At 63.5% G+C, this 22,258-nt stretch carries 22 protein-coding genes; 9 read left to right on the forward strand and 13 right to left on the reverse strand.

Annotated features, from left to right (window positions below; genetic code table 11):
* Positions 1 to 205: 205 nt before the first annotated feature.
* Entirely contained in the window at positions 206 to 1,135 is a 930-nt protein-coding gene (gene argF, locus VSR68_RS00905) for an ornithine carbamoyltransferase (RefSeq protein WP_342938014.1), read from the reverse strand.
* Positions 1,136 to 1,609: 474 nt separating this feature from the next.
* Here argF and VSR68_RS00910 point away from each other — a divergent pair, with 474 nt between their 5' ends.
* A complete protein-coding gene (locus tag VSR68_RS00910; RefSeq protein WP_342938015.1) occupies positions 1,610 to 1,945 on the forward strand; it encodes a DUF3579 domain-containing protein in 336 nt (111 codons plus the stop codon).
* Between the two features lie 236 nt (positions 1,946 to 2,181).
* On the opposite strand, the gene rpsT is transcribed toward VSR68_RS00910, so the two are convergent.
* Entirely contained in the window at positions 2,182 to 2,460 is a 279-nt protein-coding gene (gene rpsT, locus VSR68_RS00915; protein ID WP_054916931.1) for a 30S ribosomal protein S20, read from the reverse strand.
* 474 nt (positions 2,461 to 2,934) lie between these two features.
* Between rpsT and murJ the strand changes: the two genes are divergently transcribed.
* Together murJ and VSR68_RS00925 are read left to right on the forward strand one after the other, a co-directional pair.
* Positions 2,935 to 4,485, forward strand: a complete 1,551-nt coding sequence (murJ, locus tag VSR68_RS00920; protein ID WP_342938016.1) for a murein biosynthesis integral membrane protein MurJ — start codon at positions 2,935 to 2,937, stop codon at positions 4,483 to 4,485.
* A gap of 5 nt (positions 4,486 to 4,490) precedes the next feature.
* Positions 4,491 to 5,330, forward strand: coding sequence for a SirB1 family protein (locus VSR68_RS00925; RefSeq protein ID WP_342938419.1), 840 nt, complete (start codon positions 4,491 to 4,493; stop codon positions 5,328 to 5,330).
* Between the two features lie 101 nt (positions 5,331 to 5,431).
* Here VSR68_RS00925 and VSR68_RS00930 read toward each other — a convergent pair whose 3' ends face one another.
* The 5 genes from VSR68_RS00930 to lpxK all read right to left on the reverse strand — a co-directional run bounded on the left by VSR68_RS00930 (position 5,432) and on the right by lpxK (position 9,626).
* Entirely contained in the window at positions 5,432 to 6,190 is a 759-nt protein-coding gene (locus VSR68_RS00930; RefSeq protein WP_342938017.1) for a 3-hydroxyacyl-CoA dehydrogenase, read from the reverse strand.
* A gap of 257 nt (positions 6,191 to 6,447) precedes the next feature.
* Positions 6,448 to 7,113: an adenylate kinase gene (gene adk / locus VSR68_RS00935; protein ID WP_342938018.1), complete on the reverse strand. Its 666-nt coding sequence runs from the start codon at positions 7,111 to 7,113 to the stop codon at positions 6,448 to 6,450.
* Between the two features lie 256 nt (positions 7,114 to 7,369).
* Positions 7,370 to 8,173 carry a 3-deoxy-manno-octulosonate cytidylyltransferase gene (gene kdsB, locus VSR68_RS00940; protein ID WP_342938019.1) on the reverse strand — a complete coding sequence of 268 codons (804 nt, stop codon included), beginning with the start codon at positions 8,171 to 8,173 and terminating at the stop codon, positions 7,370 to 7,372.
* Positions 8,174 to 8,425: 252 nt separating this feature from the next.
* On the reverse strand, positions 8,426 to 8,629 hold the full coding sequence (locus VSR68_RS00945) for a Trm112 family protein (RefSeq protein ID WP_342938020.1): 204 nt from the start codon (positions 8,627 to 8,629) through the stop codon (positions 8,426 to 8,428).
* Positions 8,610 to 9,626 carry a tetraacyldisaccharide 4'-kinase gene (gene lpxK / locus VSR68_RS00950; RefSeq protein ID WP_342938021.1) on the reverse strand — a complete coding sequence of 339 codons (1,017 nt, stop codon included), beginning with the start codon at positions 9,624 to 9,626 and terminating at the stop codon, positions 8,610 to 8,612. The genes VSR68_RS00945 and lpxK overlap by 20 nt, the downstream gene beginning before the upstream one ends.
* Before the next feature lie 451 nt (positions 9,627 to 10,077).
* Between lpxK and VSR68_RS00955 the strand changes: the two genes are divergently transcribed.
* The 3 genes from VSR68_RS00955 (at position 10,078) to sodB (ending at position 12,439) form a co-directional block, all read left to right on the forward strand.
* Positions 10,078 to 10,278 (forward strand): hypothetical protein, encoded by a 201-nt coding sequence (locus VSR68_RS00955; protein WP_342938022.1) that lies wholly within the window; start codon positions 10,078 to 10,080, stop codon positions 10,276 to 10,278.
* On the forward strand, positions 10,275 to 11,654 hold the full coding sequence (gene xseA / locus VSR68_RS00960; RefSeq protein ID WP_342938023.1) for an exodeoxyribonuclease VII large subunit: 1,380 nt from the start codon (positions 10,275 to 10,277) through the stop codon (positions 11,652 to 11,654). Before VSR68_RS00955 ends, xseA begins: the two co-directional genes overlap by 4 nt.
* Before the next feature lie 206 nt (positions 11,655 to 11,860).
* A complete protein-coding gene (sodB, locus tag VSR68_RS00965; RefSeq protein ID WP_087739436.1) occupies positions 11,861 to 12,439 on the forward strand; it encodes a superoxide dismutase [Fe] in 579 nt (192 codons plus the stop codon).
* 137 nt (positions 12,440 to 12,576) lie between these two features.
* Here the strand turns inward: sodB and VSR68_RS00970 are convergent, their stop codons facing one another.
* Together VSR68_RS00970 and VSR68_RS00975 are read right to left on the reverse strand one after the other, a co-directional pair.
* Positions 12,577 to 13,899 carry an NYN domain-containing protein gene (locus VSR68_RS00970; protein WP_342938024.1) on the reverse strand — a complete coding sequence of 441 codons (1,323 nt, stop codon included), beginning with the start codon at positions 13,897 to 13,899 and terminating at the stop codon, positions 12,577 to 12,579.
* Between the two features lie 91 nt (positions 13,900 to 13,990).
* Positions 13,991 to 14,590 (reverse strand): isochorismatase family protein, encoded by a 600-nt coding sequence (locus VSR68_RS00975; RefSeq protein ID WP_342938025.1) that lies wholly within the window; start codon positions 14,588 to 14,590, stop codon positions 13,991 to 13,993.
* A 48-nt stretch (positions 14,591 to 14,638) separates the two neighbouring features.
* On the opposite strand from VSR68_RS00975, the gene VSR68_RS00980 reads away from it, so the two are divergent.
* Entirely contained in the window at positions 14,639 to 15,250 is a 612-nt protein-coding gene (locus tag VSR68_RS00980) for a TetR family transcriptional regulator (protein ID WP_342938026.1), read from the forward strand.
* A 44-nt stretch (positions 15,251 to 15,294) separates the two neighbouring features.
* Here VSR68_RS00980 and clpP read toward each other — a convergent pair whose 3' ends face one another.
* Complete coding sequence (gene clpP, locus VSR68_RS00985) at positions 15,295 to 15,948, reverse strand: ATP-dependent Clp endopeptidase proteolytic subunit ClpP (RefSeq protein WP_342938027.1); 654 nt, start codon at positions 15,946 to 15,948, stop codon at positions 15,295 to 15,297.
* A 179-nt stretch (positions 15,949 to 16,127) separates the two neighbouring features.
* Between clpP and VSR68_RS00990 the strand changes: the two genes are divergently transcribed.
* Complete coding sequence (locus VSR68_RS00990; protein WP_342938028.1) at positions 16,128 to 17,087, forward strand: sigma-70 family RNA polymerase sigma factor; 960 nt, start codon at positions 16,128 to 16,130, stop codon at positions 17,085 to 17,087.
* Here VSR68_RS00990 and VSR68_RS00995 read toward each other — a convergent pair.
* The 3 genes from VSR68_RS00995 to VSR68_RS01005 form a co-directional block, all read right to left on the reverse strand.
* Positions 17,043 to 18,314, reverse strand: a complete 1,272-nt coding sequence (locus tag VSR68_RS00995; protein WP_342938029.1) for an EAL domain-containing protein — start codon at positions 18,312 to 18,314, stop codon at positions 17,043 to 17,045. The genes VSR68_RS00990 and VSR68_RS00995 overlap by 45 nt on opposite strands.
* A 395-nt stretch (positions 18,315 to 18,709) precedes the next feature.
* The gene (gene mdtD, locus VSR68_RS01000; RefSeq protein WP_342938030.1) at positions 18,710 to 20,176 is read right to left on the reverse strand and encodes a multidrug transporter subunit MdtD; all 1,467 of its coding nucleotides are present in this window, start codon (positions 20,174 to 20,176) and stop codon (positions 18,710 to 18,712) included.
* Positions 20,177 to 20,326: 150 nt separating this feature from the next.
* Positions 20,327 to 21,739 carry a PLP-dependent aminotransferase family protein gene (locus VSR68_RS01005; RefSeq protein ID WP_342938031.1) on the reverse strand — a complete coding sequence of 471 codons (1,413 nt, stop codon included), beginning with the start codon at positions 21,737 to 21,739 and terminating at the stop codon, positions 20,327 to 20,329.
* Between the two features lie 183 nt (positions 21,740 to 21,922).
* Here VSR68_RS01005 and VSR68_RS01010 point away from each other — a divergent pair, with 183 nt between their 5' ends.
* Entirely contained in the window at positions 21,923 to 22,240 is a 318-nt protein-coding gene (locus VSR68_RS01010; protein ID WP_342938032.1) for a DUF2917 domain-containing protein, read from the forward strand.
* The last annotated feature ends 18 nt before the right edge of the window (positions 22,241 to 22,258 follow it).

Below are 22,258 nucleotides of genomic sequence, written 5' to 3' on the forward strand. Positions count from 1 at the left end.
CGAGTCAACGCGTTGTTGCAGGACGGTGCGCCCCGCTGGAGAGTCGGCGTGGGACATCGTCGATGTCCCGTTTCTGCTTGCCGCCTTTCTGCTGCCTGTCTGCCGCCGGGTTATTGCCCGGCGTTTTATCTGCGTGTTGCCTTGTTGCTTTGAAATGCTTGCCGCCAGATCGATCCGGCGGCTTGTGCTGCGTTTGCGCGGATGCCTAGTGATTCAGCTTGCCGAGCAGCAGGAATTCCATCAGCGCTTTCTGCACGTGCAGACGGTTTTCCGCCTCGTCCCACACGACGCTCTGCGGCCCGTCGATCACTTCCGCGCTCACTTCCTCGCCGCGGTGCGCGGGCAGGCAGTGCATGAAAAGGGCGTCCTTGTTCGCGCGCGACATCATGTCGGCATCGACGCACCAGTCGGCGAACGCCTTCTTGCGCGCTTCGTTTTCGGCTTCGAAGCCCATGCTGGTCCACACGTCCGTTGTGACGAGATCGGCGCCCTTGCACGCTTCGTTCGGATCGTCGAATTCCTCGTAGAACGGCGCGCTTTCCGGCGAGACCAGCCCACGGTCGAGCTTGTAGCCCGGCGGCGTGGACAGGCGCAGCTTGAAACCGAGGATCTGTGCCGCTTCGATCCACGTATAGAGCATGTTGTTCGCGTCGCCGACCCAGGCGACCGTCTTGCCGCGAATCGGACCGCGATGCTCGTAGTACGTGAAGATGTCGGCCAGCACTTGGCACGGGTGATATTCGTTCGTCAGGCCGTTGATGACGGGCACGCGCGAATTTTCTGCGAAACGCTGGATGATGTCCTGGCCAAACGTGCGGATCATGATGATGTCGACCATCCGCGAGATGACCTGCGCTGCGTCTTCGATCGGCTCGCCGCGGCCAAGCTGCGTGTCGCGCGTGCTCATGAAGACGGCGTGACCGCCCAGCTGGAAGATGCCGGCTTCGAACGACAGGCGCGTGCGCGTCGAGTTCTTCTCGAAGATCATCGCGAGCGTGCGGTCGTGCAGCGGATGATACGTCTCGTAGTTCTTGAACTTGCGCTTCAGGATGCGGGCGCGTTCGAGCACGTACTCGTAGTCTTCCAGCGAGAAATCGTTGAACTGCAGATAGTGGCGGATTGTCTTGGAGGTCATGAAACAAATACGGCGGATTCACCCGGGCGAAATTGCCGGACTGGGCCGCCGTCGTTTGTGGTAACTCAATGCAGCATAAAGGATTTTGAATGTTTTGACGAGTCGGCCAAAAGGCATCGGCGATATGCCGCAACGTGCAAAGGACTGTTCCAAAGGGCTTGTGTGCAGTGCGGAAAAACCCTGGCTGCGCTATAATCTCGGAGTTTTCTCAAAGCCCGGCGGGCAGGCTTCACGCTTGCAGGACACGGCTTTCGCACATCCGGTATGCGCCGTATCGTGCGCCATCTGATCGCTGCCCGAAGCGTCCTCGCGTCCTCGCTGGCTCGCTGCGGCGGCCGGACTCCAAGGCTCGATGCAGGATTCACTGTGGGTTCGGGTGGTCGCAAGACGTGTTTGAACAGCGTTTTCAGGCAGCGCCATCTTTCGCCGGCTCGTCACTGGCAGATCGCCGGGCAGTCACACAGGGTTTCGTACATGGCCGATACACCCCCAACCGAGTATTTCATTCAGGGCATCACGTCGTCTGGGCGAAAGTTTCGTCCGAGCGACTGGTCGGAGCGACTGGCGGGCGTGATGTCGTGTTTTGGTCCGGGCGCGAAAGGGCCGAACGCCCGTCTTCAGTATTCCCACTACGTGCGTCCCACGATGATCGGCGACCTGAAGTGCGTGATTCTCGATTCGCGGCTGCGGGAGATCGAGCCGATGGCTTTCGACTTCGTGATGAATTTCGCCAAGGACAACGATCTGCTCGTCACCGAGGCGTGCGAGCTTCCGCCGGAGCATGAGGCGCAAAAAGCGTCGTCGCGTTGAGTCAGGCGCCGGGTCCGCGCGGCATCGGCAGCAGGCTGGATGAACAATGGAACCCGCATCGGCGGGTTTTTTTGTGCGTGCGACTGGATCGGCTTCGCGCGCGATCATCGATCGAAGCAGGACGTGCGGTGTGATACTCAGCCGCGCGAAAAACAAAAAAGCCCGCGATGGCGGGCTTTGATGACGCAGCGGAAACAGGAAGCAGCTCGCGCGAGCGAGCTGCCGGATTCGACAATTTACTGCGCTGCGGGCGCTTGCAGACCCTTGATGGCTGCAGCGAGGCGGCTCTTATGGCGAGCTGCCTTGTTCTTGTGAACGATTTTCTTGTCGGCAATGATGTCCAGCGTCTTTGCCGATGCCTTGAAGATTTCAGCGGCTTGTGCTGCGTCGCCGGCTTCGATTGCCTTGCGGACAGCCTTGACAGCCGTGCGGTACTTCGAGCGCAGCGCCGAGTTGTGCGAGTTTGCCTTGGCGGCTTGACGGGCGCGCTTGCGTGCTTGTGCGGAGTTAGCCATGACGGTTCCTTATCCTGTTCCTGTTTCCAGTGCCTGCCTTTGATAGCGGCGGGCGCTGCTTTTAGATCGAACCCCTGAGAGCGATTGCCCAAGGGCGCAAACAAATAGACAAACAACTGAGAACTACGTGAAGTCCCGCTCGTTCCGACTCCAATGGAGCAGGGCAGTAAGGTGAGCGAGCTTCGAAACGGGCGATTATAGCAACAAAATCAGACACGTGGCAACCGCGTGCAGTCTCGGCTTTGCTGACTCACGGGTGAGGACCGGTGGCGTGTGCGCCGTCGAAGGCCATCCGATGTCGCGAGCGGACGGTCTCGCTAGCCCGCACGACCGCTCGAAAGACGCCAATCTCCCCACAAATTCGCCGTCGAATCGAACGTATTTCGCGCAAAACAGTCCCATTCGGTCCCGATTAAGAGGAATCTTGCCCTGACATGCTGACCGCCTTGGACGCACCCGTATAATAAGCGCCCCATGAATCTATTCCGAGCCCTGCTGACGGTCAGCGGCTTCACGCTGCTTTCGCGCGTGACCGGACTGGCCCGCGAGACCCTGATCGCCCGCGCATTCGGCGCGAGCCAGTACACCGACGCGTTCTACGTCGCTTTCCGAATCCCGAATCTGCTGCGCCGGATTTCCGCCGAGGGTGCGTTCTCGCAAGCCTTCGTGCCGATCCTCGCCGAGTTCAAGAACCAGAAGGGCCACGACGCGACGAAGGCGCTCGTCGATGCGACCTCGACGGTGCTCGCCTGGGCGCTGGCGATTCTCTCGCTGCTGGGCGTGGCGGGCGCGACGTGGGTCGTGTTCGTCGTGGCGTCCGGCCTGCGCAGCGACGGCCAGGCGTTCACGCTGGCCGTGTCGATGACGCGGATCATGTTCCCTTACATCGTGTTCATTTCGCTGACGTCGCTGGCGTCGGGCGTGCTGAACACGTACAAGAACTTCTCGCTGCCCGCGTTCGCGCCCGTGCTGTTGAACGTCGCGTTCATCGTCGCGGCCGTGTTCGTCGCGCCGCACATGAAGGTGCCCGTTTTCGCGCTCGCGTGGGCGGTGATCGCGGGCGGCGTCGCGCAGTTTGCCGTGCAGCTGCCGGGCCTGAAGAAGATCGACATGATCCCGCGCATCGGGCTCGATCCGTTCAAGGCGATCGCGCATCGCGGCGTGAAGCGCGTGCTCGCGAAAATGGTGCCGGCGATGTTCGCGGTGTCCGTTGCGCAGATCAGCCTCATCATCAACACGAACATCGCGTCGCACATCGGGCCGGGCGCCGTGTCGTGGATCAACTACGCGGACCGCCTGATGGAGTTCCCGACGGCGCTGCTCGGCGTCGCGCTCGGCACGATCTTGCTGCCGAGCCTGTCGAAGGCGCACGTCGATGCCGACGCGCACGAGTACTCGGCGCTGCTCGACTGGGGCTTGCGCGTGACGTTCCTGCTCGCCGCGCCGAGCGCGATCGCGCTGTTCTTCTTCGCCGAGCCGCTGACGGCGACGCTTTTCCACTACGGCAAGTTCGACGGCAACGCGGTCGTGATGGTGGGGCGTGCGCTGGCGGCGTATGGCATCGGCCTGATCGGCCTCATTCTGATCAAGATCCTCGCGCCCGGCTTCTACGCGAAGCAGGACATCAAGACGCCCGTGAAGATCGGCGTCTTCGTGCTGGTCGTCACGCAGTTGAGCAACTACGTGTTCGTGCCGATCTTCGCGCATGCGGGGCTGACGCTGTCGGTCGGGCTTGGCGCTTGCGTCAACGCGCTGTGCCTTTTCATCGGCTTGCGGCGGCGCGGCATCTATATGCCATCGTCGGGTTGGACGGTGTTCTTCGTGCAGATGATCGGCGCGTGTCTCGTGCTCGCGGGCGTCATGCACTGGTTCGCGATCAACTTCGACTGGATCGGCATGCATGCGCAGCCGGTGCGGCGCATGGTGCTGCTGGCGGCGTGCCTGGTGCTGTTTGCCGCGCTATATTTCGGTATGCTGTGGCTGATGGGCTTCAAGTACGCGTATTTCAAAAGGCGAGTGAAGTGATCACGATGACGCGGGTTCTCGATTATTTCAGCGCGCTCGTCGCCGAAGACGATGGGTTTCCGCTCACTGAAACGGCGCTCTCGCTCGCGCAGGACGCCTATCCCGATCTCGATCTGCAAGCGGTGCTCGCGGAGATAGACGAACTCGCGCTGCGCGTCAAACGCCGCATTCCCGACGACGCCGACATCCAGCAGCGCGTCGGCATTCTCAATCGCTACTTCTTCCGTGAACTGGGCTTCGCGGCGAACGTCAACGACTACTACGATCCCGACAACAGCCACCTGAATATGGTGCTGAAACGCCGGCGCGGCATTCCGATCTCGCTCGCGGTGCTGTATCTGGAGATGGCGTCGCAGATCGACATTCCCGTGCGCGGCGTGTCGTTCCCCGGTCATTTCCTGTTGCGCGTCACGCTGCCCGAAGGCGACGCGATGATCGACCCGACCACGGGGCATCCGCTGACGGAACACGAGATGGTCGAGATGCTCGAGCCTTATGTCGCGAAGGCGGGCGAGTCGGTGAGCCGCGCCCTGCGCATGCTGCTGCAGCCGGCGACGCGCCGCGAGATCGTCGCGCGCATGCTGCGCAACCTGAAAGCGACGTATCTGCAGACGGAACGCTGGCAGCGGCTGCTCGCCGTGCAGCAGCGTCTCGTGATCCTGTTGCCGGAGAACATCGAGGAAGTCCGCGATCGCGGTTTCGCGTATGCGCGGCTGGATTACCTGCGGCCCGCGCTCGAAGACCTCGAACGCTATCTCGACGACCGGCCGGATGCCGAAGACGCGACGGTCGTCGAATCGCAGCTGAGCGAATTGCGGCAGCGCACGCACAACGATCGCGATTGATCGGCTGACGCGCCGCTCCGGCCCAAACGAAAACGCCTGCGCAGAACAGTGCGCAGGCGTTTTTCATTGCAGCGGCCGTTCGTGTACGGCGCGCGTTGCACTCACTTCGGCTGCATGCGAATTGCGCCGTCGAGGCGGATCACTTCGCCGTTCAGCATCGGGTTGTCGAAGATCTGCTTGACGAGCATCGCGTACTCGTTCGGCTTGCCCAGGCGCGGCGGGAACGGCACCATCGCGCCGAGCGCGTCCTGCACTTCCTGCGGCATGCCGAGCAGCATCGGCGTTTCGAAGATGCCGGGCGCGATCGTCATCACGCGGATCGCATTGCGCGACAGATCGCGTGCGACGGGGAGCGTCATGCCCGCAACGCCTGCCTTCGACGCAGCATACGCGGCCTGGCCGATCTGTCCGTCGAACGCGGCCACGGATGCCGTATTCACGATCACGCCCCGTTCGCCGAGCGCATTCGGCTCGTGCTTCGACATTTCGGCGGCCGCGAGGCGAATCATGTTGAACGTGCCGACGAGGTTGATCGAGATCGTGCGCGCGAACGAGTGCAGCGGATGCGGGCCGTCCTTACCGACCGTTTTCATCGCGGGCGCGACACCCGCGCAGTTGACGAGGCCGCGCAGCGTGCCGAGCTTCGTCGCCGCTTCGACGGCCTGCACGGCATCGTCTTCGCGGCTCACGTCGCACTTGACGAACACGCCGCCCAGTTCCTGCGCGAGCGTCTCGCCCGTTTCGTGATTCAGGTCCGCGAGCACGACCTTGCCGCCGTTTTCCGCGATCATGCGCGCCGTCGCGGCGCCGAGCCCCGATGCGCCGCCCGTGATCAGAAACACGTTGCCCTTGATGTCCATGTCTTCTCCTTGATTGGATGCGTTGATCGCGTGATTCGAATATTTATCGCTGAACGATTTTAACGGCTCGACCCGACGCGTCAAACCGCGCAATACGGCAACGGCTGTCACGCGTGCGCCGATATTGCGTGCGGCCCGCTCAGTGCTCCGAATGAACGGCTGCGCCGGAAAGCCAAAGTGCTATGCCAAACAAAAAACCCGCCGTGAGAGGCGGGTTCTTCGTATCTTGCGCGGCTTTGCGTGGCGAAGCGTGCTGCTTACTTCAGCGCGTCGAACACGCGAGCGCGGATTTCATCGACGGAGCCGAGGCCCGAGATGCGGCGGTATTGCGGCGCCTTCAGCGAAGTGGACGCGTCGCCTTTCTGCGCCCAGGTGTTGTAGTAGTCGATCAGCGGCTTCGTCTGCGCGACATACACGTCGAGGCGCTTCTTCACCGTCTCTTCCTTGTCGTCGTCGCGCTGGATCAGCGGCTCGCCCGTCACGTCGTCGATGCCTTCGACTTTCGGCGGATTGAACTTCACGTGATACGTGCGGCCCGATGCCGGGTGCGTGCGGCGGCCGCTCATGCGCGTGATGATCTCGTCGAACGGGACGTCGATTTCGAGCACGTAGTCGATGGGCACACCCGCCTGCTTCATCGCTTCCGCCTGCGGAATCGTGCGCGGGAAACCGTCGAACAGATAGCCGTTCGCGCAGTCCGGCTGCTGCAGACGTTCCTTGACGAGGTTGATGATGAGTTCGTCGGTGACGAGCTCACCCGCATCCATGTAGCGCTTCGCTTCGATGCCGAGCGGCGTGCCTGCTTTGACCGCGGCGCGCAGCATATCGCCCGTCGAGATTTGCGGAATGCCGAACTTCTCCTTGATGAAGTTGGCCTGGGTGCCCTTGCCCGCGCCAGGAGCGCCCAACAGGATCAAACGCATTTGATATCTCCAGATCTATGTAAATTCTGTGCGGCGCGCTGCGCGCTATTTGCGGCAGCCTGCGCTCTTGATTTTTCGTGGCACGCTGGTTCCGTCGGGCAGGTCTTCGCTGCGAGCTTCGCGCAGCACGTCATATACGGCGCTGCGAAACAGACGACAGAACAAGCGGCTTATAACTACGGGCGAATGGCGATATCGATTGATGCGCACCGATATCGGAATGAATCGCATGAACGACCGATTATGCCATGCCTTTTTACACAGACGACCTAAAAAACGCCTGTACGCGGGCAAGATCTTCCGGTGTATCGACGCCCGGCAGTGGCGCGTCCTGCGTGACGAGGACGGCGATCCGCTCGCCGTGCCACATCGCGCGCAACTGTTCGAGGGCTTCCGCCTGCTCGATCGGCGAAATCGACAAGCTCGGGTAAGTACGGAGAAACTTCGCGCGATACGCGTACAACCCGATATGCCGGTAGACGGTGGCGGGGGCGGATGGCGCGGGCATTTGCGCGACGTTCGGCCAGTGCGGCTGGTACGCGTCGCGGGCCCACGGAATCGGCGCGCGTGAGAAATACAGCGCGACGCCGCGCGCGTCCAGCACCACTTTGACCACGTTCGGATTGAACACGTCGGCCGGCTCGTGGATCGGATGCGCGGCCGTTGCGATCGCGCAGCCGTCCGTGGCCGCGAGATGCGACGCAACGCCACGCACTAGCGCGGGATCGATCAGCGGCTCGTCGCCTTGCACGTTGACGACGATCGTGTCTTCGTTCCATCCGTAATGCGACGCGACTTCCGCGAGACGGTCCGTGCCCGACGGATGATCGGCACGCGTCATCATCGCGTCGATGCCGTGCGCGCGCGCGACGTTGAATACCGATTGCGCATCGGTGGCGACGAGCACGCGCTGCGCGCCCGATTCGAGCGCACGCTCCGCGACACGCACGACCATCGGCTTGCCGCCGATATCGGCGAGCGGCTTGTTCGGCAGGCGCGTGGATGCAAGCCGCGCCGGAACGACGGCGATGAAGGGCGGAGTGTGCTGGGTATCGGTCATCGGTGGAGCGGCCGTGTTGGGCTCGACTTAAAGAAGGCTCGAAAGGGGCTCAGCGTAAAACGGCCAGCGTGAAAGAGCCAGAGTAAAGGGCCGCGATAAGGTCCGGAGCGGGTCCGAAGCGTCGAGAAAAAAGCGCCGCCATGATCGGCGGCGCGTTTGGGTTCGGTGCTTTCGCTTGCCGTCAGCGGACAACAGCGTGTCGGTTACGGCGACTCGTTGCGCGTCATCATCTGCGCGGAGTCGGCAGGCGAGTCACGCAACCGAGCCGGGATTCAGATCGACGGGCGTGCCCTCGACCGTCTGACGCGCTTCGTCGACGAGCATCACGGGAATGCCATCGCGGATCGGATAGGCGAGCTTGTCTGCGTTGCAGATCAGCTCTTGCGCGGCGCGGTCGTAGTTGAGTGGGCCTTTGCAGATCGGGCAGACGAGGATTTCAAGCAGGCGAGCGTCCACGGACTTTCTCCACAACAAGTGCAATGAGGCGATGATCGAGCGTGGCTTCGACGGGAACGACCCACAGCCGCGCATCATGCCAGGACGCCAATTTTACCGCATCCTTTTCGGTGATCAGGATGGCGTCGGCGTCCACGTCGACGAACGGATTCGCGCTGAACGCGTAATGATCGGGTAGCGCGCGCGTCTCGGGCGCGAGGCCCGCCGCGCGCAGCGTTGCAAAGAAGCGCTCCGGCGCGCCGATGCCCGCGGCCGCCAGCACGCGTTCGCCCGCGAACTGCGCGAGCGGGCGGCGCAGGCGCGGATTGTCGAGATGCCAGGCGTCGCCGGGCGCAAGCTCCAGCGAGAACGTGTTCGGCCACGGCGGTAGCGCGCGGTCGTACGGATTGTTGATCAGCGTCGCGTCGCGCTTGCGCGACAGCGGCTCGCGCAACGGGCCGGCGGGCAGCAGAAAGCCGTTGCCGCCGAGCCGGTGATCGAACACGACGATCTCCGCGTCACGCTCGAGCCGGTAGTGTTGAAGGCCGTCATCGCTGACGATCACGTCGACATCGCGATGCGCAAGACACAGCGCCTCGGCGGCGGCCACGCGGTCGGGGCACACGAAGACGGGCGCGCCCGTGCGGCGCGCGATCAGCAGCGGCTCGTCGCCCGCTTGCGTTGCATTCGAAGTCGGCGTGACGAGCGTCGGAAGCGTGATCTTCGCGCCATAGCCGCGCGACACGACGCCCGGCGTGAAGCCCGCGCTGCGCAATGCCTGCACGAGCGCGATCACCGTTGGCGTCTTGCCCGTGCCGCCGACCGTCACGTTGCCCACGACGACGACGGGCACACGAACGCGCACTGACTTCAGCCAGCCGAGCGAGTACGCGGCGCGGCGCGCGAGCGCGATCGCGCCGAAGACGCACGCGAACGGCGTCATCGCCCACGCGAGCGGGCCGCGCTGCTGCCACTCGCGCGCGATACGCGCTTCGATGCGGGACGCGAGTTCGCTCATCGGAAGCAAGCCGGCCGGCGCGGCGCGTCAGACGGGACGGACAGTGCGGACATCAACGGGCATCTCCGGGCGGTCGGCTGCACCGACGGTTGAAAGACAGGGACGAAGGGAACCACGAAACGCGGACGACAAAAGTGGCAACTGCAATGTGACAACAGCGAAGCGGCAACGGCCATGCGGCAACAGCGGGTCAGCCACCGAACGGCCCAAGCGCAAGACAAGCACGAGACGAACCATCCCCGACAGGGCGCGCATCATATCGGCCAGAGCGCGCCCGAACCCGGCACTCTAGCGCGCGAGCGGCGTCGGCCGCAAGTCGGGACGGCTTTCGTGCGCGGGGCAGGCACCGCTCATGCTCAATCCATAACCTGTGGATAACTTTGTGGAGAACGCCCCTTGCAAACTGTTGGAAAGGCCGTCGCGCAAGCCTCGGATCGGCGAATGAGAACTCTTGTCGGCGAAAAAATGTTTAAAAATCATGAAGTTGGATGGTATTAAGTGGGCTCCTGAGCACTTTCGCGCCGCCAAACCAAGGCGCTCCCGACATGTGGACACTTTTAACAATCCGGCTAAAGGCACTGACGAGGTGCTGGACCTGACTGGCCGATCGGTCTATCGTCTGTCCGGCCTGTTCACACCATTCCTCGCATGAATTCCGAAAGTCCTTTCTCGTCTGCCGCCGGAGCGGGCGGCGATGCTGTCGTTCCCGTATCGGTGCTCAACCGTGCAATCGGGACGATGCTCGAACGCTCGTTTCCCCTCGTCTGGGTGTCCGGCGAAGTGTCGAACTTCACGCGCGCCGCCAGCGGACACTGGTACTTCTCGATCAAGGACGCGCAGGCGCAGATGCGCTGCGTGATGTTTCGTGGCCGCGCGCAGTACGCTGAATTCACGCCGCGCGAAGGCGACAAGATCGAAGTGCGCGCGCTCGTCACGATGTATGAACCGCGCGGCGAGCTTCAGCTGAATGTCGAAGCCGTGCGCCGCACGGGCCAGGGCCGGCTGTACGAAGCGTTCCTGCGTCTGAAGGCGCAACTCGAAGCCGAAGGCCTGTTCGACGCGCAACGCAAGCGCGCGTTGCCCGCGCATCCGCGCTCGATCGGCATCGTCACGTCGTTGCAGGCGGCGGCGTTGCGCGACGTGCTGACGACGCTCGCGCGCCGCGCGCCGCATATTCCCGTCGTGATCTATCCGGCGCCCGTGCAGGGCGCGGGCGTCGGCGCGAAGCTGGCCGCGATGGTCGAGACGGCGAACCGTCGGCGCGAAGTGGATGTGCTGATCGTCTGTCGAGGCGGCGGCTCGATCGAAGACCTGTGGGCCTTCAACGAAGAAGTGCTCGCGCGCGCGATCGCGGCGAGCGAGGTGCCCGTCGTGAGCGGCGTCGGTCACGAAACCGACTTCACGATCGCCGACTTCGCCGCCGACGTTCGTGCGCCGACACCCACGGGCGCCGCCGAACTCGTCAGTCCGCAGCGCGTGCTGCTGCTGCGCGATCTCGATCATCGGCACGCATCGCTTGCGCGCGGCTTCGGCCGCATGATGGAGCGCCGCGCTCAACAACTCGACTGGCTCTCGCGACGTCTCGTATCGCCCGCTGAAAGACTCGCGCGGCAACGCACGCATCTTCAGCAGCTATGTGCGCGTCTTGCGTCGGCGGGCGCGCGGCCCGTGCGCGATGCGCGCGCGCGTTTCGCGCTCGTGCAGATGCGCTGGCAGCGCTGGCGTCCCGATCTCTCGCAGCATCGTGCAACCGTGAATGGGCTTGGCGAACGGATGGAGCGTGCATTGTTGCGTCAGCATGAAAGACACGTCGCCCGAGTGGAAACACTTGCTGCGCGGCTCGAAGTATTGAGTCCGCAACGCACGCTCGAGCGCGGTTACGCGGCGCTTCTCGATGCGCAAAGCGGACGCGCAGTGCGTGCGCCATCGGCGTTGAAGCCCGGCCGGCGCATGACGCTTCATCTCGCGGAAGGCTCTGCGGACATCGCGCTTTCAGATGTGCAGCCGCGTCTTACGGATGGCTTTTGACGTGCGCGAGGCACAGTACTTTTGACCTTCGTATGACGTGTGAAAACGCGTTGCGCGAGCATTAATTACGCTGCCCGCGCCGCGCGTTTTCGCAATGAACACCATAAAGGGCTTGTGTTTGCGGGGTTATTCCAACTCGCCTACAATCGAGTGCTCCACAGCGTTATCCGCAGACTCCCCATAAACAGATACAAAGGAATAGCACCATGGAACATACGCTCCCGCCGCTGCCTTTCGCAAAGAACGCGCTCGCTCCGCACATGTCGGAAGAGACGCTTGAATTTCACTATGGCAAGCATCACCAGACCTATGTGACGAACCTGAACAATCTGATCAAGGGTACTGAGTTCGAGAAGCTGTCGCTGGAAGAGATCGTCAAGAAGTCGTCGGGCGGTGTCTTCAACAACTCCGCACAAGTGTGGAACCACACGTTCTTCTGGAACAGCCTGTCGCCGCAAGGCGGTGGCGCGCCGAAGGGCAAGCTGGCGGACGCGATCAATGCGAAGTGGGGCTCCTTCGACAAGTTCAAGGAAGAATTCACGAAGACGGCAGTCGGCACGTTCGGTTCGGGCTGGGCATGGCTCGTGAAGAAGGCTGACGGAACGCTCGACCTGGTGTCGACGAGCAACGCCGCCACGCCGCTGACCACGGACGCAAAGCCGCTGCTCACGATCGACGTGTGGGAACACGCGTACTACATCGACTATCGCAATGCACGTCCGAAGTTCGTCGAAGCGTACTGGAACATCGTGAACTGGGATTTCGCTGAAAAGAACTTTGCGTAAGTCCTGCTTCTTTTGCTTGACCTGAAGTTCAGGATTTGCACAGAGAAAAGCCCTCGTTTCGAGGGCTTTTTTGTTTCCGCTGCACCGGGCGTGCGACGTATATCTTTAGTCATCCGGACCAATACGGATGACACTGCTCAACCGGCGTCGCCAGTCGGCTCGGATTTGCGCGGGCGGCGACCTCGCGTCGCCGATTTACGCGGCGTCTTTTTGGCGGCGGGAGCCTTGGCTGCTTGAGGTTCCGCGTCAGGCGTCATGACATGCGGCTCTGCCGCTGCGACGTGGCCGGTAACGGGCGGTGCATCGGCAGAAACGTGTGAACCGGCATCGGTATCGGCGGCATCCGTTCGCTCGGTATTCGCCTTGCTCGCTTTCTTCGCCTTCTTTGCTGCAGGCTTGCGCGTGCCGCGGCCCTTGCGGCGTGCGCCGTTCCTTTCGCTGTCCGCGTGTTCGTGCTGTGGCACGGCTGCCTGCTCGACTGCTCCCGCGTCTTCAACGGTCAGGCTATCCTCTTCGCGCCTTTCAACCGCATCATCCGTTTCAGCCATTGCAGCGCTTGTGGGCATCGCGGTCCATTCGTCACCTGTGTCGCGCGAACTCGCGATATCGCTCGTGCCCACGACGGCGCTCGCGCTGCGATACACGAACGTGCCTGACTTCTCGTCGCGGCCCACTTCCAGAAGCCCGCGCGACTGCGCTTCTTCGAGCAGATTGCCGAATGCGCGGAAACCGTAGTACGTCTCGTTGAAGCCGGGCTTGCGGCGCTTGATCGCGTCCTTCAGCACCGACGCCCACATCTTGCCGCTGTCGCCGCGCTCCGATGCGAGCGCATCGAAAGTCTGCACGGCAAACTCGATCGCCTTCGTCTTGCGCGCTTCCAGATCTTCCTTGCGCTTCTCGTCATCGGACGCGCGCTTCATCGCCTGCTGCGCGGCCTGTTGCGCAGCCTTCGCGCTCTCGCGCTTCGCGGTGGCGCGCTGGCTCTCGCGCACCAGATCGTCGTAAAAAATGAACTCGTCGCAATTGGCCGTGAGCAAATCCGACGTCGAGCGCTGCACGCCGACGCCGATCACCTGCTTCGCGTTTTCGCGCAGCTTCGACACGAGCGGCGAGAAATCCGAGTCGCCGCTGATGATGACGAACGTGTTGACGTGCGACTTCGTATAGCAGAGATCGAGCGCATCGACGACGAGCCGGATATCCGCCGAGTTCTTGCCGGACTGGCGCACATGCGGAATTTCGATCAGCTCGAAGTTCGCTTCGTGCATCGCGGCCTTGAAGCCCTTGTAGCGGTCCCAATCGCAGTACGCCTTCTTCACGACGATGCTGCCTTTCAGCAGCAGCCGTTCGAGAACCAGCTTGATGTCGAATTTCTCGTATTTCGCGTCGCGCACGCCGAGCGCGACGTTTTCGAAATCGCAGAACAGCGCCATGCTGACGGTATCCTGGGATGACGCCATGTATCTCTCCAATGAAGTGCAGGCACGATCGTCTCATACAACGCGGCGTCGATCGAGTGCTTGCGCGATTACCCGCCTGCGCGCAATACGATCAGGCGCCGCCGAACGAGCCCGTTTCGGCAACCGCGCCGACGAATTCCTCCGTCGAGCGCACGAAGCCCATGCGCGGAAAGATATGCTCGACGGGAAAGCGATGCACGTCGCCGGAGAAACTCGACATCGCGTCTTCGATAAAGACCAGTTCGTAGCCGCGATCGAATGCTGCGCGCGCGGTCGACTCGACGCCGAAGTTTGTCGCAATGCCCGTCAGCACCATCGTGCGGATGCCACGGCGACGCAATTGCTGTTCCAGATCGGTGCCGTAGAACGCGCCCCATTGGCGCTTCGTCACGATCACGTCGCCGGCCTGCACGTCGCATTCGGGCACGAGTTCCGACGCTTGCGGCGGCGGGGCGGGCGCGTCACGCGGACGCAGCGGCGCGTCGGCGGGCAGCGACAGCAGTTGCGGGATATCGACGCGCACGAACACGACCGTGCCGCCTGCCGCGCGCAGCGCGTCGGCGGCGCGCAGGGAACGCGCGACCACGTCGGCGGCCGAATGCGGCTCCAGTTGCCGTCCGACGTTGCTGTTCTGCAGATCGATCAGCACGATGGCCGTGCTGCGTGGGTCGATGGAAAGCGCTTGCGCCATATGTCACCTATATGTGAGGATGTGCTCATATCATGATACGACAGAAATATGAGTCCGGCCTCAGATAATCCGAAAGTGCGGCGCGTGCCGCAGCAGGAGCGCGCAGCGAAGCGCGTCGATGCGCTGCTCGATGCGGCTGGCGAAGTGATCGCCGAACGCGGTTTCGAGGCCGCGACGATGACGGCCATCGCCGGGCGCGCGGGCACGTCGATCGGCGCGGTCTATCAATACTTTCCGAACAAGCATGCGCTCGTGCTTGCGCTGCGCACGCGCTACGGCAACGAAATGGATGCGCAATGGAGCGCGCTCAGCGAGGCGGCGCAGGCGTGGAGCGTCGAAGAACTCGTCGATCGGCTGTTCGCGCTGATCGTCGATTTCATGGCGGCGCGGCCCGCGTATCTGCCGCTGCTGTCAGTGTCGCTGAATTTCCGGCGCGATGCCGCCGCGCGCAACCGCTTGCGGGGCAAGTTCGCCGAACAGTTTCAACGCTACAGTCCGGCGTTGTCGGACGACGACGCGTTTCGCGTCGCCGAAGTCACGCTGCAGGTTGTGAAGAGCCTGAGTCCGCTCTACGCAGCCGCGAAGCCGAAAGAGCGCAAGCCGCTCGTCGACGAATACAAGACGGTCGTTTCATCCTACCTGGCCGCGCGGCTGCGCTAGGCGCTTCACGTCGGCGCTTCACATCGACCCATCACATCGGCCCGTCACATCGCGCGATGCGCGGCGTCGATCACACCCGCTTCCCGCGTCGTGAGCACGTCGTCGATCAGACCATATGTCTTCGCCGCATCCGCCGACATGAAATTGTCACGGTCGGTGTCCTTCTCGATCTGCGCGACGCTCTGGCCCGTGCGCTGCGCGAGCACGGCGTTCAGTCGCTCGCGCAGGTACAGCACTTCCTTCGCCTGGATTTCGATGTCCGATGCCGTGCCCTGGCCGCCGCCCGAAGGCTGATGAATCATGATGCGCGCGTTGGGCAACGCAAAGCGCTTGCCGGGCGCGCCCGCCGCGAGCAGGAACGTCCCCATGCTGGCCGCGAAGCCGGTGCATAGCGTCGACACATCGGGCTTGATGAACTGCATCGTGTCGAAGATCGCGAGACCGTCGTAGACCGAGCCGCCAGGCGAGTTGATGTAAAAAGAAATATCCTTGTCAGGGTTCTCCGATTCGAGGAACAGCAACTGCGCGACGATCAGGCTCGCCGATTGTTCGTTGACCGGGCCGACCAGAAACACGATCCGCTCGCGCAACAGGCGGGAATAGATGTCGTAGGCGCGCTCGCCGCGGTTCGATTGCTCGATGACGGTCGGCACGAGATTGAATCCGGAGTACGTCGGTGAAATGAAATGACGGTGCATGCGTTCCTCGCTGATGGGCTCGTGTGTGCGAAAGGGCCGCGCCGTGCGCGGCTCCCATCGCAAGACGCGAAAGCGTGGGCGCGCGTGACAGAAGAATTTTTGCGTCGGCGTGTCACATCTCGGGCGGTTGGTCCGTCTAGCCGATGAGAACTGATGGGAACGCAAGAGGAGTGGCATGCATGGACCAGTCAGCACAAGACAAGCCGGCGCAGTTCGAAGCGGTGCGCGCGAAGCTCTTCGCGCTCGCGTACCGGATGCTCGGCAGCCGCGCGGAAGCGGAAGACATCGTGCAGGACGCCTGGCTCAAGTGGCACGCGGCCGACGCCAGCGAGTTGCGCTCGTCCGCTGCGTGGCTCACGACGGTCACGACGCGCCTCGCGATCGACCGTCTGCGTCATCTGCAGACGGAGCGCGCGACGCATTCGGGCGGCTGGCTGCCGGACCCGTGGCTCGATGGGCTTGCGCCGTCGGCGGAAGATCTCGCGTTGCAGGCCGTGCAGATGTCGTACGGCGTGATGCTGCTGCTCGAGCGCCTGAAGCCCGAGGAGCGCGCCGCGTTCGTGCTGCATGAGGCATTCGATTGCGACTACGCGGAGATCGCGAAGATTCTCGCGAAGACGCCCGCGCATTGCCGGCAGATCGTGCATCGCGCGAAAACGCGCTTGCGGCGCGAGGGCGTGCCGGCGAAGCACGCCGATCCCGCCGCGCATGCGCGCATCGTCGAGCGCTTGCGGGCGGCGATGGAAGCGCAGGACCGCGTGGCGCTCGTGCGGCTCTTCTGCGAGGTGCCGAGCGTGGTCAGCGATGCGCCCGAACTGGTCGACGCGGTCGCGTCGGCGGAACGAGTGGCAGACACGCTGGCGATGCACGGCAATGGCGATCAGGTGGAAACGGTATCGATGAACGGCGCGAGCGCGGTGGCGCTGATGCGCGACGGCGAGATCGATGCGCTGCTCGATATTTCGATCGGCGAGAACGAGCGCATCGTCGCGTTGCGCATCGTGACGGGCGCGCTGCGGCTCGCGCCCGCCGCGCGCGTTTTCGGACGCGCGGCGATCTTGCGGCTTTTGCAACGGATCAGCAGCCAGGCGGCATCAGTTACGATGCGCGGCGACCTCCCAGTTGATATCCACGCATAGCACCTGCATGCCGCGCGCGGTCTCAGCCGCGATCGACGCCGTCACGCACAGGTGCGCCTCGTTGATCGACAGATATGGCGGCGTCAGATGCACCTGCCCTGGCGCGCGCACGGCTTGAATGAAATACGGACGGCGTTCCCAGCTCGCGCCTTCCGAATGCAAAAGCGGCCGGAACCGCTTCGCGCGTTGCGACGCGCGGCCCTGAGGCAAGACGTTGTCGCCGATCTGGCGGCCCGAGCCGTCGAGCAGGAAGCAGCGCGCCGTCTCGCGCAACGCGAGCAGCGGCGCCGTCGCATCGGCCATCGTTTCGCCTTCGACGAGCTGCGTGCTCGCCGCTTCCAGTGCGGTGACAAACGGCGCGAGCCGCTCGGCCTGCGCGCGCTCGCGCTCGGCCACGCGCTGACGCAGCGCCGCCGACAGTTCGTCCATGAGCTTCACCGTCGCCTGGCGCGCGACGGGCTCGACGCTCGGCCCCGCGAAAAATGTGCCCTGCACGAAATCGACGTTGCATTCGAGCGCGATCAGCGCATCGCGCTCGGTGGAGAGGCCGCCCATCAGAACCAGTTGCCCAGACTCGTGCAGCATCGACACGATGCCGGGCAGCACGCGCTCGATATGCGAATGCTCGGTGGCCTGCGCGAGGATGCAGCGGTCGAGCGTGACGATTTCGGGCCGCAGATTCCACACGCGGTCGATGTTCGAATGCTTCGCGCCGAAGCCGTCGAGCGCGATCAGAAAACCGGACTTGCGCAACGCATCGATGATTTCGGTGAAGCGGGTCGTCTCGCCGCCCGAATGCTCGGAGACTTCGAGCACCACGCGCTGCGGCGGCAGGCCGAGCGCCTTCAGGCCCGCGAGCAGCGCGTCGCCGTAGCTCGTGTCCATCAGCGCGGCGGGATGCAGGCTCAGGAAGAGCCATTCGTCGTGGCTGTCGAACGCGTTGAAGTTGCCCAGATGCAGCGACTCCGCGAGACGTCCGAGTTCGAGCAGATCGCCGCGGCGTGCTGCCTGCGTGAAGACTTCCGCCGACGGCACCTGCTTGCCGTTTTCATCGTGTGCGCGCAACGACGCGTGATAGCCGATCGCGCGTCGATGCGAAACGGAGAAAACAGGCTGAAACACGCTGAAAACCGTGTAGGCGCCATACCGGACGGTGCGGCGCGAGCCTTCGTCGCCCGCCACGGGGCGCGTCTGGAAGCCGGGAGGATCGAGTTCGATCATGCTCATCGTGTCGGTCATCGGTGGAAAAGCGAGGCAAGCCGCGCGCATTGCGCGGACAGGTCGAGTTTACAGGATAGGTCAGCAAGAAACATGCGCAGAACGAAATGCCGCGGCCATTTGCGGCCGAATCGCGGCTGAATCGCGTCGATCGCGGTCGTGCGTAGCCGCTTCCTTCGGATCGTGCGCGGGGTCGTGCTTCGGGTCTTGCTTCGGGTCTTGCTTCGGGTCTTGCTTCGGGTCTTGCTTCGCGTGTGCTTCGGGTGCTTCGATTGTGCGCCGGGAATGCGGCTGCTGTCATGCGCGTGGCGCACGACGCGCACATCGATGGTGCGGCACGCGCCCCGTAACGGTTCCGATGCGTGCCGCGAATCATGCGCGTCCCGTTCGGGGCCGGGCCGCGATCACGTGCGTTCCTGCGGATCGGCGCGCTTCGCGGGCTGCCGGATGTCGGCCGACAACTGCGCGAAGATCCACGACGTCGCCGCCGTGATCAGGCCGACGCACAGAAATGTCGCGTGAAACGCGGGCAGCGAGTTCGCGGCCGTCACGCGCGGGATGATGCCCGTGAACGTCGTGAGCAGCGCGCCGGCGACTGTGACGCCGAGGCTCATCGCGAGCATCTGCACGAGCGAGAAGAGGCTGTTGCCGCTGCTCGCGCCGCCCGTGCCGAGGTCTTTCAGCGTCAGCGTGTTCATCGCGGTGAACTGCATCGAGTTGACGCCGCCGAAGAACGCGAGCTGCACGAGGCGCAGCCACAGCGGCTGATGCACGCTCGTCAGCGAGAAGCTCGCCATCGCGAGGCCGACGAGCACGGTGTTCGACACCAGCACACGCCGGTAGCCGTACTTCATGATGAGATTCGTGACGAGGCGCTTCGACGACATGCCGGCCGCCGCGACGGGCAGCATCATCAGGCCCGCTTCGAATGCGCTATAGCCGAGGCTCACCTGCAACAGCAGCGGAATCAGATACGGCATCGCGCCGCTGCCGATCCGCGCGAACAGGTTGCCGAGCAGGCCGACGCTGAACGTGTGAATCTTGAAGAGATCGAGCGAGAAGATCGGATTCGTTGCGCGCACCGCATGCAATCCGTAGGCAACGAAACAGCCGAGCGAAAGAATCAGCAGCATCAGCACCGTTGCATGCTGAATGGAAAACTCGGTGCGTCCGTCGAGCGCCATCGAGATCGACACCATGCCGACGATCAGCAGCACATAGCCTTTGATGTCGAACGGCGCGGTGTCGGGATTGCGGCTGTCGGGCATGAAGACGAACGTCGCGATCACGCCCACGATGCCGACGGGCACATTGATCAGAAAGATCCAGTGCCACGACGCGATCTTGACGAGCCAGCCGCCGAGCGTCGGTCCGATCAGCGGGCCGATCAGCCCTGGAATCGCGACGAACGACAGTGCGGGCAGATAGCGTTCGGCGGGAAACACGCGCAGCACGGCGAGGCGTCCGACGGGCAGCAGCATCGCGCCGCCGACGCCTTGCAGCACGCGATAGATCACCAGTTGCGTAAGCGTATGCGCGTTCGCGCACAGCAGCGAGCCGACGGTGAAGATCAGGATCGCGGTCATGAACACGCGGCGCGTGCCGAGCTTGTCCGCGAGCCAGCCGGACACGGGAATCATCACGGCCATCGTCAGCGAATACGCGATCACGACTGATTGCATGCGCAACGACAGCTCGCCGAGACTCGTCGCCATTGCGGGCAATGCGGTGTTGACGATCGTCGAATCGAGCGTCTGCATGAAGAAGCCCGTCGCGACGATCCACAACATCACCGACAGCGAGCGGGCAGTGGGCGCGGTTTGAGCAGTGTGATGGTCGGCGGATGATCTCGTTTCGGTCGATTCGGACATGAACGCTAGGCAGAACGGCTGGGCGGGGGGAGCCCACATTCTAAGGAAAAAGCGTTGTGCCCGTATGACGGGGCCGCACGAGCAAAACGCGCGCAGGCCGTGAGCAAAGGCACGCAGGCAACGTTAGCACGCCGCGCGCCTCGTCGTTCGTCATGGCTCCAGTTGCACCGCCGCGTCGAAGAATGTGCGCGCGCGCGGATCGTTCGCGAATGCGGCGTTGATGCGTATCCACGGGCTCATTTCCGCGTTCGGGCGGAAGTAGCTGCCGGGCGCAACGGTCACGCCGAGCGGCGCGCCACATTCCACGAGCCGCTGCGCATCGTCGACGTGCGGCACGCGCGCCCACACGAACTTGCCGCCGAGCGGATTTTCGAACACCTGCCAGCCGCTCATCTCGAGCGTCTGCACGGTCGCGCCGAGTGCATCGCGCATGCGCCGGCGCAATCTTTCCAGATGCTTTCTGTACATTCCGCGTTCGAGCAGCGCGACGGTCACTGCTTCCGAGAAGCGCGACCCGCCGATGCTCGTCAGCATCTTGATGTCGGCGAGATCCTTGATCGTTGCGTGGTCCGCGATCACATAACCGATGCGCAGCGACGACGACAGCGTCTTCGACAGGCCGCCGATGTAGATCACGTGTTCGAGCTGATCGAGCGTCGCGAGGCGATCGGTCGGCTCCGCCTGGAAGTCGGCGTAGATGTCGTCTTCGATGATCTTGAAGCCGTGCTCGCGCGCCAGTTGCAGCAGACGGAACGCGACGGGCGGCGCGACCGTCGTGCCCGTCGGGTTGTGAAACACCGAGTTGATGAAGAAGAGCTTCGGCCCATGCTGCTGCAACTGCGCCTGCATCACATCGAGATCGGGTCCTGTGCGCGTGCGCGGAATGCCGACGAGCTTCACGCCATGCAGCTTCAGCAGGCCGTTGAAATTGTAGTAGCCGGGGTCTTCGACGAAGATCGTGTCGCCGGGCTTGAGCATGTAGCGCATCAACAGATCCATCGCCTGGCTCGCGCCGATCGTGATGAGGATCTGCGACGCCTCCGCTTCGATGCCGAGCTGCGCGACGCGCCCCTGCAGATGCTCGCGCAGCGACGCGTTGCCGAGCGGCGTCGCGTAGTCGATCATGCTCGCGCCGTCGGTGCGCGACACGTAGCGGATCGCCTGCGCGAGGCTGTCCATGTCGCGCCACGTCTCGGGGATGAAGCCGCTGCCGAGCTTCAGCGATTCGCCGGGATGATTGAACTGCTGAAGAATGTGCACCGATTCTTCCTCGGCGCGGCGCGGATCGGATGCGCCCTGGCACGCCATCGACGCGCGATGCCGCTCCGCGACGTAAAAGCCCGAGCCGGGACGCGAATCCAGATAGCCGAGCGACACGAGCCGGTCATACGCTTCGATCACAGGAAAGCGGCTGATGTCGTTATCGGCGGCGAACTGGCGGATCGACGGCAGCCGCGCGCCCGGATGCGCGGTGCGCGAGCGTATCCATTCCTGCACGCCGCTCACGATCTGTTCGGTGAGCGGCACACCGTTGTCGCGGTTCAGTTCGATGTCGAGCTTCATGGCGTGTCTTCCTTCGCGCTTCCTTTTTGGGTGACAGTGCGTCTGTCACGGTCGAAGCGCCGGCAACTGTCAGGTTTTCTGACTGTACAGTTCTTTGGAAACTGTTCAGTACTGTGCATGTGACAGCCATCATCGCACGCCAATAATGGATGCAAGCGAAAAAGCTATTCAAGGAGCACTGCGATGCGTGAAATCCGTACTTTCGAACTCGAACACGGCGAGCCGGCGAGCGCCTGGCGGATCGCGCAGCCGCTCGCAGTGAACGTGCTGGCGGGCGAACTGTGGCTGACCGTCGAAGGCGATGCCGAGGACTATTGGCTCGCGCCGGGCGAGTCGTTCGAACTGAAGCGCGGCGCTGTCGCGTGGGTGAGCGCGGGACGCGAAGGCGCGCGGCTGTCGCTGACGGTTGCAGGCGGCGGGCGCGAAATGGGCGACACGCTGCGCGTTCAGCGGCGCCCGATGCGCTGGACGTGGATGCCGCGCTGGCTGCTTACGGCCTGACGCGCGGTTTCAGATTTG

The organism is Paraburkholderia phymatum (assembly GCF_038900715.1).
GTDB lineage: Bacteria > Pseudomonadota > Gammaproteobacteria > Burkholderiales > Burkholderiaceae > Paraburkholderia > Paraburkholderia phymatum_A.